We start from the raw sequence: 16,913 nt of genomic DNA, 5'->3' as shown, positions 1-16,913 counted from the left end.
AATTAGATCTCCGTTTTAGTTTTGCCTTTGCGTTGAATGTCATCAGCCAACAGCTGTTCAAACGCTTCAAGCGATAGGGTCCCTAAATCTTCACCTTTACGGGTACGCACGGCAACCGCATTGTTTTCGATTTCTTTGTCGCCTACGACGACAAGATAGGGAACCTTGTTAAGAGTATGCTCGCGGATTTTAAAGCCGATCTTCTCGTTTCTCAAGTCAGCATTTACCCGATATCCCAAAGAATCCCATTTTTTGGCCAAATTCTGACAGTAATCACGCTGATTATCGGTGATATTCAGGACCGCAATCTGTGTTGGAGCCAGCCAGGTGGGGAATGCACCTTCGTATTCTTCTATCAGTATACCGATAAATCGTTCAAAAGACCCGAGAACGGCACGATGCAGCATAACCGGTGTTTTCCGCTCGGAATTATCGGCTACGTACTGGGCGCCCAAACGACCCGGCATTGAGAAATCTACCTGAATCGTACCGCACTGCCATACACGGCCAATACAGTCTTTCAGAGAGAACTCGATTTTGGGACCGTAAAACGCACCTTCGCCTGGCAACAACTCCCAGTCAACACCGGCGCGGTTCAAAGCTTCTTCCAACGCGGCCTCGGACTTGTCCCAAACTTCATCAGACCCAACACGCTTTTCCGGGCGAGTTGATAGTTTATACAGGATTTCAGAGAAGCCGAAATCTTCATAAACTTCGTGCAGCAGGTGAATAAACGCTGACACTTCTTCCTGAATCGCATCCTCTTCACAGAAAATGTGCGCATCGTCCTGAGTAAAGCCACGAACCCGCATCAAACCGTGCAGCGCGCCCGACGCTTCGTTTCGGTGACAAGAGCCAAACTCCGCCAGTCGCAGCGGCAGATCCTTGTAGCTCTTCAGGCCTTGGTTGAACACCTGCACGTGGCACGGGCAGTTCATGGGCTTGATCGCGTAATCGTGCTTCTCGGATTCGGTGGTAAACATGGCGTCCGAGAACTTGTCCCAGTGCCCGGATTTTTCCCAAAGCGTACGGGAAACCACCTGAGGCGTTTTAATTTCCTGATACCCGTGATTACGCAGCTTGCCGCGCATGTACTGCTCGATTTCCTGATACAGCGACCAGCCATCCGGGTGCCAGAACACCATACCCGGAGACTCTTCTTGCATGTGGAACAACTTCAGCTTTTTACCGATCTTGCGGTGATCACGCTTTTCAGCCTCTTCCAGACGGTTCAGGTACGCCTTGAGCTCTTTCTTGTTGCCCCAAGCTGTGCCGTAAACGCGCTGCAGCTGCTCGTTGTTGTGATCGCCACGCCAGAAGGCACCGGCCACTTTGGTCAGCTTGAACGCTTTCAGTTTGCCCGTGCTTGGCACGTGAGGCCCGCGACAAAGATCGATAAATTCGCCCTGGCGGTAGAATGACAGGTCTTCCTCACCCGGGATATCCTGGATGATCTGGACCTTATACTCCTCACCCATGTCTTCAAACAGTTTGATCGCATCTTCACGAGACATGACTGAACGGGAAACGGGAAGATCCTGCTTGGCCAGCTCTTCCATGCGCTTTTCGATCCGCGCCAAGTCTTCGTTGGTAAACGGACGGTCGTATTTGAAATCGTAGTAGAAACCATTATCTACCACAGGCCCGATGGTCACCTGCGCTTCCGGGAACAATTCTTTGACCGCCATCGCCAGCAAGTGAGCGGTAGAGTGACGAACCACTTCCACGCCGTCTTCATCTCGCTCCGTTACGATCGCCAGTTCAGAATCGTTTTCGATCAAATAACTGGTATCCACGAGCTGACCATCCACTTTGCCTGCCAGGGCGGCCTTAGCCAATCCTGCGCCGATATCAGCGGCAACGTCGTGAACGGTAACGGGTTCTGCAAAACTGCGATGACTGCCATCTGGCAGGGTAATGACGGGCATGGAGCTCTCCTGATGGTTTCTCAGCGGTGATCTATACCAAAGATCACATGGTTGTCAGCCTCCGCGACACAAACCGCGGGCCGATTTGAGGGCGAGTTTAACAGAAAAAAGCCCGGCAACAATGCCGGGCTTCTACTAACACCAACCTACCCTTGAATTTAAGCAGGCTGTGTCTGAGCCTCTTCTTTGGCCTTTCGCCTGAGTTGGCCGTAAGCAACAAAGCCGAGTAACAGCAGCGCCGGAATGAACACCAGTTCCCTTGGCGGTCGGTCCAGTTTTGCCTGGACCGCTTCAATGGTCCAGCCAAACTGAATGCCTGCTTTCTCAGCTGGGCTCCCGAAGTTCACAAAGTCTACGGCTAATGCACCATCAAGCTCCGATACTTCCAGCCCGGCTGCGGCCAACCGCTCCGCACCGGTTTCGCCCGCTGGCATATCGAGTTGCACATAGGTGGTTACATCACTGCCATCGAGAGACATACCAGACACTCTGAACACAACTTCTTCGTCTTTCGGCGCCGTTTCAACGTACTCCATAATCGCTGCGCCCCGCACTTCTTCGTGGGGCGGATAGACCATATCCCAGAAGAAACCCGGGCGGAACAGCGCGAAGGTGATCAGCAACAGCGCGATCGTCTCCCACCAACGGGTGCGAGTGAACCAGAAGCCTTGCGTGGCTGCCGAGAACACCAGCATTGCCGTGACCGCACTGGCTATGGTGACCAACAGATCAAACCAGCCCGTCAGCCCGATCAACAACAACTGCGTATTGAAAATGAACATGAATGGTAAGATCGCGGTACGAATGTCGTAGGTGAAGCCCTGAACACCCGTGCGTATTGGATCTGCTCCGGATATCGCGGCCGCCGCATAGGCGGCCAACCCCACGGGCGGCGTATCATCCGCCAGTATCCCGAAGTAGAACACGAACAGATGCACCGCAATAAGCGGCACCAACAAGCCATTCTGTGCGCCCAAGGTGACAATAACCGGTGCCATCAAGGTAGATACGACGATGTAGTTAGCCGTAGTTGGCAACCCCATCCCCAACACCAGGCTGATGACTGCCGTGAACATGAGCATCAACAACAGATTGCCGCCAGACAAGAACTCCACGAACTGGGTCATTACCAGCCCGATACCCGTTAGCGTAACCGTACCCACTACGATACCGGCTGTAGCCGTTGCCACGCCGATGCCGACCATGTTCCGGCCGCCTGTGGCGAGGGAGTGGAAAAGATCAGAAATACCGCCAACAAACTCGCCTATCAGACCGCCGTGTTTACGGAAAAAAGCCTTCAACGGGCGCTGGGTAACGACGATGAAGACCATAAACAAGGTTGCCCAGAAAGCGGATAGCTGCGGTGAAAAACGTTCAACCGTCAAACACCAAACCAGAACCACCACCGGCAGCAGATAATACAACCCGGTTTTGACCGTTGGCCCCACCTCTGGAAGCTCGCCCATTTCTTTCTCAGGGTCATCCACTTCGAGCTCGGGAAACTTGGTGGCGTATCCAACCAGGGCGATATAAGAAAGCAGCAGCGCACTGCCGAGCACCCATATCGCTGCGGAGCCCAGGTATTCCTTGGTCCAACCGATACCGTAGTAAACAACGGCCGTGAGGGCGAACAGTCCGAGGAGCACCACCACCCAGTTCAGCATGCGTTGTGCCAGGGTTGGCCGATTCAATCGCTCAATGCCCTGCATGTTTAGTTTGCAGGCCTCAAGATGAACGATGTAGACCAACGCCACATAGGAAATAAGCGCAGGCAGAATGGCGTGCTTGATCACTTCCAGGTAGGAAATGCCGACGTACTCCACCATCAGAAACGCTGCCGCACCCATGATTGGCGGCGTTAACTGGCCATTGGTCGATGCAGCCACTTCAACAGCGCCTGCTTTGGTGGCCGGAAAGCCAACACGTTTCATCAACGGAATCGTAAACGTACCCGTCGTCACCACGTTGGCGATCGATGAACCGGAGATAACACCACTAAGACCACTGGAAACCACCGCAGCCTTAGCGGGGCCGCCCTTCATGTGGCCGAGCATGGCGTAGGCGACTTTTATAAAATAATTTCCTGCGCCCGCGCGCTCCAACAAAGCGCCAAAGAGCACAAACAGGAACACGAAACTAGTGGATACACCCAAGGCGACACCAAAAACGCCTTCGGTTCCCAACCATTGATGGGATGCCAGCTTATTGAGACTCACACCTTTGTGAGAGATTACGTCCGGCATGTAGGGACCGGCCAGTGAGTAACCAATAAACACTGCTGCCACAACCGTTAGCGGGAGCCCTAGCGCCCGACGGGTTGCCTCCAACAGCAAAACCAAACCACCTAACGCAACCCATAAATCCTGAGTAATCGGCGCTCCTGGGCGCTGAGCGAGCTGGTCATAGAAAACATAAAGATACGATGCTGCTGCAGCCGCAGCGGCCGCTAGAATCCAATCGTAGATGGGCACTTTAGTGTCGTGCACACCTTTAATCATCGGAAACGCTGAAAACGCGAGGAATACGGCAAACGCCAAATGGATCGAACGCGCTTCTGTGGAGTTGAAGATGCCGAAATTCAGAATAAACGGAAGTGGTGATGCAATCCAAAGCTGAAACAAAGACCAGCACACTGGAATAATGAAGAGGATTGCAGCCGCAGGCCCGACAAGCGCCCTGCCCCCGGTTTCCGTCTGTAATACCTGTTCGACTTTGGCAGCATCCACACTCGTGCCGGAACCGGAGTCATTCTTTGTCATTGAATGTACCTGTGATGTGTAGATAACTTGATGGGAAACTCAGGGCGAGCCAAGCTCGCCCTGATGCGTGCACAGCCTGTTAGTCGATCAGGCCGGCTTCACGGTAGTACTTAGCGGCACCTGGGTGCAGAGGCGCACTCAGAGCATCAGCAACCATTTCTTCTTTCTTCAGGTTGCCAAACGCAGGGTGCAGACGCTTGAAGCTGTCAAAGTTCTCGAATACGGCTTTAACAACGGCGTAAACAACATCGTCGGGAACGTCTGTGGACGAAACGAACGTTGCCGCCACACCAAAGGTGGTTACGTCTTCATCGGTTCCACGATACATGCCACCCGGGATGGTCGCTTGACGGTAGTACGGGTTGTCAGCAATCAGCTTCTGGCTGGCCTTGTTGTCTACGTTTACAACAACACTGTCACAAGACGTGGTGGCTTCCTTGATAGCACCAGAGGGGTGGCCAACGGTGTAGAAGAACGCGTCGATATTGCCATCACACAAAGCTTGTGATTGCTCGGCAGCCTTAATTTCAGCAGCCAGGGAGAACTTGTCCATACCCCAACCCATGGCATCCATCAGAACTTCGGCCGTTGCACGCTGGCCAGAGCCCGGATTACCTACGGAAACACGCTTGCCTGCCAGATCTTCGAAGTTCTTGATACCGGAACCTTTGCTGGCAATTACGGTAAACGGCTCTGGGTGTAGTGAGAAAACCGCACGGAGCTTCTCGTCTTTGCCTGCATCTTCAAACTGGCTGGTTCCGTTGTAGGCGTGGTACTGCCAGTCCGACTGGGCCACCGCCAAGTCCAGCTCGCCCGCACGGATCGCGTTCAGGTTGTATACCGAACCACCGGTACTCTCCACCGAACAGCGGATACCATGCTCTTTGCGGTCCATGTTGACCAAGCGACAGATTGCACCGCCGGCCGGGTAATAAACACCTGTTACGCCACCGGTACCGATCGTCACAAAACGCTGGTCCTGGGCTGAAACAGAAGTGGATGCGGCGCCAAGGCTGACGGCGGCAGCTACGGCCATTGCGGACGCTTTAAGTTTCAGTGTCATGTGTGCTCTTCCCTTATCTAGTTCATTATTGTCACTCGCCCACTCAGTCCATGGGCAAATCTTTCGCTCAAATTAAAACATAGAACACTTATGCCGATAAAGAAAGAAACAAGTACTGAGCTAAACAGCTGAACGGAAAACAAAAAAGCCCGCAAATGCGGGCTTTTTCATAGCTTCTGACGGTTATCAGGACTTGGCCGCAGCCCTTGCTTTGGCCAGCATCTTATCTGGCCGCAACAGGAACCTCGCCAACGCTGGCAACAGCCAGATTGCCCCGACCATGTTCCATAGGAACATGAAGAACAACAAGAAGCCCATATCCGCCTGGAATTTGATGGGTGAGAAGATCCAGGTCACCACACCAAGCCCCAAGGTTACACCGGTAAAGATAACCGCTTTACCTGTGGAACGCAGAGTTTCGTAGTAAGCCTCTTGCAGGGGCTTTCCTTCCAGAAGGAAGTGCTCCAGCTTGCTGTAGATATAGATACCGTAGTCGACACCGATCCCCACACCCAGCGCAATAACCGGCAAGGTTGCTACTTTAATACCAATGCCAGACATCGCCATGATGGCTTCGCACAGAATCGAAGTTAGCCCCAATGGAATCACGATACAGGCTACCGCACGTAACGAGCGGAAGGTCAGGAAGCACAGCAAGCTGACCACGCTGTATACCAACAGCAGCATGATGTCCTTAGCGCCCGAAATAACTTCGTTGGTAGCCGCTTCGATCCCCGCATTACCGGCTGCCAGCAAGAACGTATGCTCTTCATTACTATTCGCCTGAGCGAACGCTTCCGTTCTTTCGATAACGGTTTGCAGAGTCTCTGCTTTGTGGTCTTCCAGGAACACCAATACCGGAGTCAGATCACAACGTGTGTTGATCAGGCCCGAAGGTGCATCACGGATCGACGCGTTAATAATGGTCTGGTTACGAGAAATCTCGAACCATTTCCAGTTACCTTCGTTCAGTGCCTTGGTGACCAGTTTGGACACATCCGCCAGCGACACCGAACCCTGAACGCCCGGCGTGTTCTGCAATTCCCATTGCAGGCTATCCATCGCCCGAAGCACGCTGTACTGAGTACACTGCTCTTCAGGCGTTTTCACCATGACAACCAACACATCGGCACTGGTGGAATAATTGTTGATGATGAAGGCGTTATCTTTGTTGTAACGCGAGTCTGCCCGCAGTTCTGGCGCCCCTTGATCAAGGTCACCAACTTTCAGATCTTGCTTGTAGTACATACCCAAGCCAAGACCGATTACTGCAATCAACAACGAAATAGGCGCAACGCCAGGATGAGAGAAGTAAGACATGATTCGCCACTTGCGATCCTGCTTCTCACCATGATTCTGAACGTGACGCACACCACCTTTGGAAATGCCGATGTAAGACATGATCAAAACATGCAACACCAGGTTCGTCACGATCACGAACGCAACACCCAAGCCAGCAGCCACCGCCAGATCACGGATAACGTCAATCTCGATGAACACCAGCGTCAGGAAGCCCATGGCGTCAGAAATCAATGCCAGCATGCCCGGAATGTAGAGGGCACGGAAAGCCAAACGGGCTGACGTAACCGCGTCAAAGCCTTTGGCCGATTCGACCGCCATTGCGTTTACGATTTGAACGCCGTGACTGATACCGATGGCAAACACCAAGAAGGGAACCAGAACGGAGTATGGGTCCAACCCGTACCCGAGAAGTTTCAACGCACCCAGCTGCCAAAACACCGCAATGATCGAGGTAAACACCGGCACCAAAGTTCCGGCGATACAGCGCGAGTACCAGAACAGCAACAGGGTGGTCAGCAGAATGGTAATACCGGCAAACCAGGCGATTGAACCGATACCTTCGATCAAGTCACCCACTTTCTTGGCAAAACCAACAATGTGAATGCTGATTTCCGGATTCTGACTCTCGTACTTGCTGCGAATCTTTTCTTCTAACTGGCGAGAAAACTCAGCGTAATCCAGCGCTTCACCGGTTTCCGGGTTCTTTTCGTACAACGGCGCGTAAACCACCGTTGACTGGAAGTTATCGGATATCAGACGACCGACTTCGTTCGAGCGCAAAACGTTCTGACGTAACTTTTCGAGGCTTTCCCGCGATCCGTCGTAGTTATCCGGAATAACGGTACCGCCCTGGAAACCTTGTTCGGTCACTTCCACCCAGCGAACGTTAGATGTCCACAAGGATTTCAGGCCCGAACGATCCACACCGTTGAGATAAAACATCTCATCAGTGATTTGTTTCAGGGTTTCCATGTACTCGGGATCAAAAATATCACCGTCTTCAACCGCTACGGCAATACGGACGAAGTTGCCCAGGTTTTCCAGGTCGTCCCGGTGATCGAGCATGTTGATGATGTACGGATGCTCGAGCGGAATCATCCGCTCAAAGCTGGCATCCGGCTGAATCTTGGCAGCGTTGTAGCCCAGAAACACAGTCAGCACGAGAAACCCGAGCAAGATCAATGCTCGGTTATTAAAAATCAAACGCTCAAGAAACGGTTCCGCTTTTGGCGTTGTCAGGTAATGATCACCCCTGTCATGCATCGGGTCAGACATTAATAAGCCCTCTATCCTTTATTCCGTTGATGCCACACCAGGGCGTTATTTAAGGTTCTTGCCGCGAGAATCGGTGAACTTCACACCACCCTCGCCAACCAGCAAAAGATTGGTCCCGGACAGTGGAACTGCCCCCATGACACTTCCCCGATCATTACGGAAATATGCACGGAAGCTCTCGCCGCCATTGGCGCTCATCAAAACAGCACCACCGTTACCCACCAGCGTAATGCGACCATCTTCTGTCACCAGCGCATTGTTCAACGTGGTATTTCCTTCGTTCGGAACGATGGTCCAGCTACGCCCTAAATCACTTGAAAAAATTGTGGTTCCCCGCAGACCGAATGCCAGTATTTCATTGACACTACCGGTGCCGGTAACGCCGAACAGTGAGCCCGGATAGGGGCTTTCGCGCTTTTGCCAGGTTTCACCGTTATCGACTGAAACGTGAATCTGACCGGCCTCACCCACAAGCACCAGCGCACCACCGGCAATTTGATCAATGCCGTTGTAATGGAAATTCTGCGCGTTATCGATGTACGGCGACCAGTCTTGCCACGATTCGCCACCGTCTTGAGTACGCAGAATCATGCCGTAAGCACCCACTGCAAAACCGTGCTGGTCGTTCTCGAACCACACATCGAGCAATGGGTTAACCGGCCCGACTTCCAGATCGGATTCTGCGTTTTCGAGCGCAAAAACCAAGTCGTCCAATGCCCATTCAAGATCGTCTTTCTGATCTTCGGGTGCCTGGGCAATGACCTCTTCCATTTCCTCAATCTGCTCTTTTTTGCTTTCGATGGCCAAAGCCGCAGCCTTTAGCCCATCAAACTGCAAAGTCCAGTTCTCTCCCGCATCCGAAGAGTGCAGCAATACACCGCTGTGCCCAACAGCCCAGCCATGATTGTCGGAGCCAAAGTCCAGAGCTGTCAGCGTTACCGAAACCGGCACCTCGGCCTGAGCCCAACTTTCCCCTTCGTTGTCGGAATAAATAATATGACCACGCTCGCCAACCGCAACAATTCGATCACCCGCGCGGGTAACATCATTCAGCAACGACTCGGGGGCCAATTGTGTATCCCGCGCAGGAATATCAATGATATCTGGGAGCGCAGACGCAGAGGGAGTTGCCAATGCCAGGGAGAGGCCCAGACAAGCAGAACCCAGTGTCGCGCACTTGAACCTATTAGCCATTCAGATTGCCTTTACGTTGATTAAATCATGAAACGGTTGCCGCAGATGCCGCAAACAAACCGGCAGCACTGTGCTGCCGGTTCTGGTTATTCTTTTAAAACAACGGCAAGCCTGCGCCCGCCGCCATCGATTTACCGCACGCTGCGTCTACGCAGAGAAGACGGCGAGAAATAGCGTTTATTCGGAATATCGTCAGTGAATACACGGGTATTCGGCTCTTCGGTGTCCAGGCCAAGAACGTGATATCGACGGGCCTGCAGATCGTGATAAACATCAAGCACCGTCCACACGCCGGGCAATTCGTAGTAGTTCTTCAGAATCCCCATTGTGACACGCCACAGGTTGCCTCGACCGTCGTATTGGTCAAGCAGCGCTGTATTCCAGCTGTCGGCGTCAACATAGAATCGGCGCTTGCCGTAAATGTGGCGCTCACCGTCCTTCAAGGTTGCTTCAACCACGTGCACTCGATGCAGTTCCCATCGGGTAAGATCCGGATTCAGGTGAGTGATTCCCAGGATTTCGGAGTACGGCGTGCCTTTTTCGCCAATCCGGTAGTTGTTGTAAGGTATGTAAATCTCTTTCAGACCTTCGTACTTCCAGTTGTAACGGTCCATCGCACCATTAAAGATATCGGTGTCATCAGCCGTTCGCAGGTTATCGGCAGCAGCGATGGGTGAATCGTACCCAAGGTTGGGGGCACGACGAACACGACGCTGGCCGGCGTTATAACCCCACCCGTTACGGGGACTCACAATCTGGTTAAGGGTTTCATGAACCAGAATAGCACCACCCGCCAGTCGTGGTGGCGACTGCGTGAAGGACAGGTAGTAGAAAATCACATTATCGAGATCTTTTTCACTGCCTTCGGGGTTATAGAAGTTCACGAACGCTTCTTGCTGTGACGTTACCAGCGTGTAGTCACCGTTGGTTTGCACCGCCACTTCACTGCTGCGGCGGGTGACGTTAATACCACGCCAGCGCACGAGGTGGTTCCAGATAACTTGCCAGGCTTTTTCTTCATTCGAGCCATGCAAAATCGGGAAAGGGTAACCGCCATAGGCGCCTTTCAGGCCTTCCGCTTCGCCCACAATCCGAGCGTTGGTGGCATTCTTCTTTATATTTTCCTCGACCCAGTCGGGTACTGCATGAGTTCGGCGAGACTGGTATACCGGAATTCGGAAGGTAGTTGGGTAAGTTTCCAACATAGCCTTAACGCCATCAGACAAATGTTCGCTGTATTGCTCCATGTTGGACGCATTAATCTCGAACAGAACTTTGTCATCCGGGAATGGATCAATGTGGTGTTGCCCACTGCCTTCATAACCGGCAGGTGGCTCTGTTAACCCTCCGGTCCAGGCAGGAATCGTTCCGGCTTCGTTGCCAGCTTTTATGGATCCGAACGGTGTGAGGTCATTACCAAGGCGTGCGGCCTGGCTTGAAGAGACGGCGGCAGTAGCCGACGACGCAACAAATGACAAAGCCAGCAGCCCGCCGAGCCATACATTCTTCTTATATTTCATTGTGTAACCTTAAAGTCGTCTGAAAGCCTCTAACGGGCCGTCTTGTTATTGTCTGATACTACTCAAACTTTCTTTCAGGTTAGCCGATTGAGCAACAAAGTCTATCGACCAAAAGTGCGATTTTGTATCTGCAAGTATCCGCCACCGTTGGCTCCACCCTCTACACGGAGCCAACGGCGTCTAGGTTCCATTTACTTCTGAATCAATCCGCCAGGCTTTTCAGAACCACTTCATAAACATCACGCGAAAGCTCGTTTTTGTTGCGCACATGTTCCAAAGCAGCCTTCATCTGTTGCCCATACTGAGGCGCATACTTCTTCCAGCGTGTCAGCGGTGAAATCAGCCGGGCAGCAATCTGAGGATTGCTGTCGTCTAGCCTGCAAACCTGATCCGCCAGGAACTGATACCCGCTGCCATCGGCTTTGTGGAACCCGGCCAAATTCTGACCGGCAAATGCCCCAATCACTGATCGAACCTTGTTGGGATTCTTCCAATCAAATGCAGAGTGCTGAAGAAGCGCTTTAATCTGGGGCAGTTGACCAGCCTGATGGCTCGCGGCCTGCACAGAGAACCACATTTCAACCACCTGCGGATCATCCCGGAACTGGTCGTAGAAATCGGCCAATGTCTTTTCCCGCTCGTCGACAAAGTCAGAGTTCACGAGCGCGCGCAAAGCACCCAGACGATCCGTCATGTTGTCGGCTGTTTGGTACTGGTCGAGCGCAAAGGCCAAGCCCTCAACATCTTTAATGTGCAACAACCAAGCGAGCGCAGTATTGCGAAGACTACGATGCGCAATCGCGTCCGGTGTCAGCTGATAGTCGCCTTGAGCCAGGCTGCGCCGATAACACGCCACCAACTCTTCCCGCAGAGATGTTGCCAGATGAGTCAGCACACGCTCGCGCGCCTCGTGGATCGCCGGCACATCGGCCTGGTCCGCCAACTCGACCAAATAAGCCTCTGAAGGCAGCAAAAGCATTTTCGCCACCAACGCCTGATCCAGTGACGTATCGTTCAGCAGGCTTCGGTAAGCCTCGACCAATCTCGAATCGATCTCTGCGTCACCTGACGCCTCCATCAAAGACTGGATAACATCAACGGCCAAACGCTGCCCCGCATCCCACCGGTTAAACCCGTCAGGATCATGGCTCATCAAGAACAGTAGCTGCTCACGGGTCCACGGATACTGCACGCGAACCGGTGCAGAAAAGTTCCGCAACAAAGACGGCACCGGCCGATCCGACAGACCGTAAAATTCAAAGCTGTGCTCGGCATCCGTCAATTCCAGCACACGTTCTTCCGGACCGTTCTGTTCGTCAGCCGTCAAATTCAACGGCAACGGCTGCCCTGTTTGGTCGAGCAAGCCAAGCGCAAACGGGATGTGCTGCGGCTTTTTGCCCGACTGGCCCGGCGTATCCGGAATACTCTGACGAATGTTCAGGCGATACACGCCAGACTGTTTGTCATACTCGTCGGAAACCGTGACCACCGGCGTACCCGCTTGCTCGTACCACAGCCGGAACTGACTCAAATCGCGCCCGGAAGCATCTTCCATGGCCCGAACAAAGTCATCAGTGGTAACCGCTTGGCCATCATGGCGTTCAAAGTAAAGGTCACTGCCTTTACGGAACAATTCATCACCCAGCAGGTTATGGATCATCCGCACCACTTCGGCACCCTTTTCATAAATGGTCAGGGTGTAGAAGTTAGAAATTTCCATATAGGAAGCCGGACGAACCGGATGCGCCATAGGGCCTGCGTCTTCGGCGAACTGTGCAGTGCGCAGGAGCGTGGCATCTTCGATGCGCTTAACCGTTGGCGACCCCATGTCCGCAGAGAACTGGGCATCCCGGAAGACCGTAAAACCTTCTTTCAGACTTAGCTGGAACCAGTCTCGGCAGGTGACCCGGTTGCCGGACCAGTTATGGAAATATTCGTGGGCAACGATGGCTTCGATACGCTGGAACGACGCATCGGTTGCTGTTTCCTGACTGGCCAACACGCAGGACGAATTAAAGATATTCAGCCCTTTGTTTTCCATCGCGCCCATATTGAAGTCATCGACCGCCACGATCATGAAGATATCCAGATCGTATTCGCGGCCATACACTTCTTCATCCCAACGCATGGAGCGCTTCAAAGCATCCATCGCGAAATCGCACTTGGCGGAATTGCGGGGTTCGACATACATACGCAAATCGATGCTTCGACCGGAGCAGGTTGTGAAAGTGTCTTTCTTTTCAACCAGGTCACCGGCAACCAGAGCAAACAAGTATGCCGGTTTCGGGAACGGATCTTCCCAGGTCACAAAATGGCGACCGCCTTCAAGCTCCCCTTGTTCGATCGGGTTGCCGTTAGAAAGCAGAATCGGGTAATCCGCCTTGTCTGCTTCCACCCGGGTGCGGAATACTGCCATTACATCCGGACGGTCCGGATAATAAGTAATGCACCGGAACCCCTCGGCTTCGCATTGAGTGCAGAACATCCCGGAGGATTTGTACAAGCCTTCGAGGCGGGTGTTGTTCTGGGGCTCTATCCAAGTCACCACATTGAGTTCAAACTGAGCCGGCACGGTATGGACAACCAGCTTGTCGCCCTGCTCCTCGTAGGCATCACCCGCCAGCTGTGAGCCGTCCAATGTAACGGACTCCAACTTCAAGCTGTCGCCATTCAGTTCCAGAGGCGCATCCGCCTGACTGCTCTCGGGATTTTTCCGCACGGTCATCGTGCTATGCACCCGGGCACCGTCTTCAAACAGTTCGAAGCGCAAATCCACATGATCAACCAAATACGCGGGAACCTGGTATTCGTTCAGGTAAATGGTTTGCGGCTGATTGGTTCGCATTCATACTCTCCAAACAAAATACGTGGCAGGCTCAGTCGAGAACCCGGAACCGGACTTCATAACCGGTAAACTTTCGAATATTGATCACCCCGGTATCGAGCATCAGGTACTGGCCTTTGATGCCTTCCAGCAGCCCTTCGACTTCCGGCGTTTTATCCAGATTATGGGTTTTGACTTTCGCCGGCCAGACTTGTACCGGATAACCCAACCCAAGTGAGGCCTCGTCCACAATTCGCAGACTGTCTTGGCCGTGCTGGCGCGTTAGTTCGTCAAGATCGTCTCTCACTAAAGCCAGTATGCGTTGACGCTCCTCGACAAGATCCAGTTCGGGTACGTCGCCCTTTAACATCGCTCGCCAGTTAGTGCGGTCGGCGACATGACTCTTACACGCGACTTCCGCCAACCCTGCCAGATAACGGCTAGACACACGCAGCATCGGAATGGCATCGACCGCGCCCTGATCAATCCAGCGCGTGGGCACTTGAGTGCCTCGGGTGATGCCGACTTTCAGTCCGCTGGAATTGGCCAGATACACCACGTGCTCAACCATGCAGTTGGCTTCGCCCCACTCCGGCTCGCGGCAGGTGCCTAAATGAAAATGGCACTTTTCAGGGCTCATGATGCAGCTGTCGCAGGCGGCAAGCTTACGGAAGCAGGGGTAACAAAAGCCCTGATTGAAACTCTTCTTGGTGGTGCGATCACAGTTGATACATCGAATCACACCTTCAAAATCCAATCGGAGCTTTTTTCCGATCAGGTCGTTCATGGGGACACGGGTGTCGCCCACCGCCAAGGTATAAGCCACCGGGTTGCCTGCCTCGGCCGGCATTTTACGAAGGCGCCCGGTCACATCGATGGAGTCAGTCAAACCTTAACCTCAACAAATTGATCCGGATCTATATCGTTACTCTGCTCTTGGCGATCCTTCCGAAACTGCACCGAGGGGTCGCAAGCCGTGCCAGCCTTTTCGCCTCGGTCTAAATACCCCACCCGCTCTTCTTCCGGAATGTTGTGCTTGTTCTCATAGTAAATGACCGCCTCGAGACAAATCGCGCGCTGCTCACGAGAAATGGCTCGGCCATCTGGCCACTTACCCAACTCAATGGCCTGCTTGAGGTTGCGGTATATGGTCGGATCCAGCCGCTCAATCAGTTCGTCGTAGGTCATGACCCACCTCTTGAAAATAGGTTCGTAAAAAAAACGGCAAATCCGTTTGACAAACGCAAATGATAACGATTATTATTTTCAAACCAAATGACACTGGTCGTATCATTTGGTCTCTCTCATCAGGAGCTATTAGCTCTTTTCAGCCTCACCTTTGGGTGGGGCTTTTTTTATGGGGAGGCATGACCAGCGCCATCGCCAGCCCTCCAAGAAACCCGCCTAAATGCGCCTCGTTCGCCATCCGGCCCAGCCCGACCCATTCAGGAATCGGCGTAAAACCGATGACCATCCATACCAACGCAAAAGTCACCAACGCAGGCGGAAACTGAAATCTTGGTTGCCGCTGCTGACTCAACCAGCAATAGCCCATAACCCCATAAACAACCCCGGATAAGCCGCCAAACAAGGGGCCGGATACAAGATACTGCAATACATTGGAAGCAAGGCTGGTGACGACAAACAAAGCGATCAGGCGCGCTTTGCCGTCTATCCATTCAATCTGACTACCGAGAAACCAAAGCATCACGGCATTAAAAATCAGATGGGTCCAACTGAAATGCAGAAAATCCGGCGTGATCAAACGCCAGATTTCACCGCCTGCCAAGGTTGCCAACAACGCGTCCAGCCGGCCTTGTAGTGTATCGAAAACATGCCAAGGCACTATTCGGGGATCTACAGCGGTCATTTTTACCGCCAAGGCATTTTGTCCCATGCCCGTCAGCCAAACCATGATTAACGCAAACACAAGCACTGCAACAATTAACGGCGCATGTCTCGGCCCCGGCTGCCAGCGGCCATCCGGAGTCACTGGGGAAGAAATCTGGTTATCCAAACTCACCTCTCTGAGGATTAACGCGCGACACTGTCTTCGCTGATGGGGTAATCCGTTTCATCCGGACGACTGACGTCCACCCAAACAAACTTATCTTTAGACAAGACTTTTTCATCGTCCATTCGGTATGCCACCATCCTGCCGTACTTCACAGCACTGTAATCAATACAGGCCACATTGTGTTTCAGGGGCGCGGGTTCACTGTCCATCCAGTAATGACCAACGAAAACCGGGGGAGCATCTGCGGGATAGGTAATCAACTGGGCCCGTTCCTCTGGCCTCAGTTCCATTGCTGCAACTTCCGGTGGCAGGGGGTCTGGCTGAAACACAACATCTGCGTAGGTTCGGGGATTGTCAGCCCAGAATTTAGTACGGAAAAACTCTCGCGTATATCCATCCCGTCCCGTTATTTTCACACCTTCCGGCAGGCGAAGATCGGTTCCGCGCAGCAACGTGTCCATAACTTGGCCAGCAAACGACTCAATCGCAGCCGACGCATGCAGGAAATCCTCATCAATACACGCACCCCCCTGATTCTCGCGGAACTGGTCTATCAACGATTGGTCCCAGCAGGCGTGAACGGCACGAAAGCCCTCCTCCTCGATAAACAGTGGAATGGTGTAAAACCACTCCAGAAACTCATTCCACTCATGTGGATAAGCATCAAACTGCTCAAGCGTTTCTTTGATCAAGCGGTCATGGCGAGGGTTGTGTTCACGCAGGAATTGCTTACCGCTACCCGGACGGGCGCGTGTGCAATAACCCAGCGCATTGTACTCGTGATTTCCCATAACGATACGGGCCGAGCCTCGCTCGACCATATCCCGAACCAAATGCAGCGATTCGCGAATTCTAGGGCCACGGTCAATGATGTCACCGATGAAAATCGCCTGCCGGCGCGGGTGCTGGTATACGCCATTCTGTTTGCGATACCCCATTTGCTCCAGCAATTGCTCAAGCGTGTTTGCGCACCCGTGCACATCACCAATGATGTCGTAACCACGACTTGCTACTTTGTTTGCTCTCACCAT

11 protein-coding genes are annotated in these 16,913 nt (G+C 53.0%); all 11 read right to left on the bottom strand.

From position 1 onward, the window contains the following. Window positions 1–2: 2 nt before the first annotated feature. Window positions 3–1,928 (bottom strand): threonine--tRNA ligase, encoded by a 1,926-nt coding sequence (gene thrS, locus DOQ08_RS01895; protein WP_114333212.1) that lies wholly within the window; start codon window positions 1,926–1,928, stop codon window positions 3–5. A gap of 158 nt (window positions 1,929–2,086) precedes the next feature. Continuing rightward, window positions 2,087–4,687: a TRAP transporter permease gene (locus DOQ08_RS01890; protein WP_114333211.1), complete on the bottom strand. Its 2,601-nt coding sequence runs from the start codon at window positions 4,685–4,687 to the stop codon at window positions 2,087–2,089. A gap of 79 nt (window positions 4,688–4,766) precedes the next feature. Beyond that, window positions 4,767–5,750 carry a TAXI family TRAP transporter solute-binding subunit gene (locus tag DOQ08_RS01885; protein ID WP_114333210.1) on the bottom strand — a complete coding sequence of 328 codons (984 nt, stop codon included), beginning with the start codon at window positions 5,748–5,750 and terminating at the stop codon, window positions 4,767–4,769. 186 nt (window positions 5,751–5,936) lie between these two features. Continuing rightward, window positions 5,937–8,327: an efflux RND transporter permease subunit gene (locus DOQ08_RS01880; protein WP_114333209.1), complete on the bottom strand. Its 2,391-nt coding sequence runs from the start codon at window positions 8,325–8,327 to the stop codon at window positions 5,937–5,939. A gap of 45 nt (window positions 8,328–8,372) precedes the next feature. After that, on the bottom strand, window positions 8,373–9,521 hold the full coding sequence (locus DOQ08_RS01875; RefSeq protein ID WP_114333208.1) for a WD40/YVTN/BNR-like repeat-containing protein: 1,149 nt from the start codon (window positions 9,519–9,521) through the stop codon (window positions 8,373–8,375). A gap of 131 nt (window positions 9,522–9,652) precedes the next feature. After that, window positions 9,653–11,041 (bottom strand): DUF1329 domain-containing protein, encoded by a 1,389-nt coding sequence (locus DOQ08_RS01870; RefSeq protein ID WP_114333207.1) that lies wholly within the window; start codon window positions 11,039–11,041, stop codon window positions 9,653–9,655. Between the two features lie 202 nt (window positions 11,042–11,243). Then, on the bottom strand, window positions 11,244–13,886 hold the full coding sequence (gene pepN / locus DOQ08_RS01865) for an aminopeptidase N (protein WP_114333206.1): 2,643 nt from the start codon (window positions 13,884–13,886) through the stop codon (window positions 11,244–11,246). Between the two features lie 31 nt (window positions 13,887–13,917). Further along, on the bottom strand, window positions 13,918–14,754 hold the full coding sequence (locus DOQ08_RS01860; RefSeq protein ID WP_114333205.1) for a DUF2797 domain-containing protein: 837 nt from the start codon (window positions 14,752–14,754) through the stop codon (window positions 13,918–13,920). Further along, the gene (locus DOQ08_RS01855; protein ID WP_114333204.1) at window positions 14,751–15,053 is read right to left on the bottom strand and encodes a YeaC family protein; all 303 of its coding nucleotides are present in this window, start codon (window positions 15,051–15,053) and stop codon (window positions 14,751–14,753) included. Before DOQ08_RS01855 ends, DOQ08_RS01860 begins: the two co-directional genes overlap by 4 nt. Before the next feature lie 145 nt (window positions 15,054–15,198). Next, a complete protein-coding gene (locus DOQ08_RS01850) occupies window positions 15,199–15,888 on the bottom strand; it encodes a rhomboid family intramembrane serine protease (protein WP_406565333.1) in 690 nt (229 codons plus the stop codon). A gap of 11 nt (window positions 15,889–15,899) precedes the next feature. Continuing rightward, window positions 15,900–16,913 carry a metallophosphoesterase gene (locus tag DOQ08_RS01845; RefSeq protein ID WP_114333202.1) on the bottom strand — a complete coding sequence of 338 codons (1,014 nt, stop codon included), beginning with the start codon at window positions 16,911–16,913 and terminating at the stop codon, window positions 15,900–15,902.

It is taken from the genome of Marinobacter litoralis, assembly GCF_003336705.1.
Lineage (GTDB): Bacteria > Pseudomonadota > Gammaproteobacteria > Pseudomonadales > Oleiphilaceae > Marinobacter > Marinobacter litoralis.
The sequence above is the reverse complement of the archived record's forward strand: the minus strand, read 5'-3'. Positions and strand labels throughout refer to the sequence as shown.

Excerpts from the sequence above, each read along its gene's own strand:
- thrS (WP_114333212.1), bottom strand. The coding sequence starts at position 1,928 with ATGCCCGTCATTACCCTGCCAGATGGCAGTCATCGCAGTTTTGCAGAA.
- DOQ08_RS01890 (WP_114333211.1), bottom strand. The coding sequence starts at position 4,687 with ATGACAAAGAATGACTCCGGTTCCGGCACGAGTGTGGATGCTGCCAAA.
- DOQ08_RS01885 (WP_114333210.1), bottom strand. The coding sequence starts at position 5,750 with ATGACACTGAAACTTAAAGCGTCCGCAATGGCCGTAGCTGCCGCCGTC.
- DOQ08_RS01880 (WP_114333209.1), bottom strand. The coding sequence starts at position 8,327 with ATGTCTGACCCGATGCATGACAGGGGTGATCATTACCTGACAACGCCA.
- DOQ08_RS01875 (WP_114333208.1), bottom strand. The coding sequence starts at position 9,521 with ATGGCTAATAGGTTCAAGTGCGCGACACTGGGTTCTGCTTGTCTGGGC.
- DOQ08_RS01870 (WP_114333207.1), bottom strand. The coding sequence starts at position 11,041 with ATGAAATATAAGAAGAATGTATGGCTCGGCGGGCTGCTGGCTTTGTCA.
- pepN (WP_114333206.1), bottom strand. The coding sequence starts at position 13,886 with ATGCGAACCAATCAGCCGCAAACCATTTACCTGAACGAATACCAGGTT.
- DOQ08_RS01855 (WP_114333204.1), bottom strand. The coding sequence starts at position 15,053 with ATGACCTACGACGAACTGATTGAGCGGCTGGATCCGACCATATACCGC.
- DOQ08_RS01845 (WP_114333202.1), bottom strand. The coding sequence starts at position 16,913 with ATGGTGAGAGCAAACAAAGTAGCAAGTCGTGGTTACGACATCATTGGT.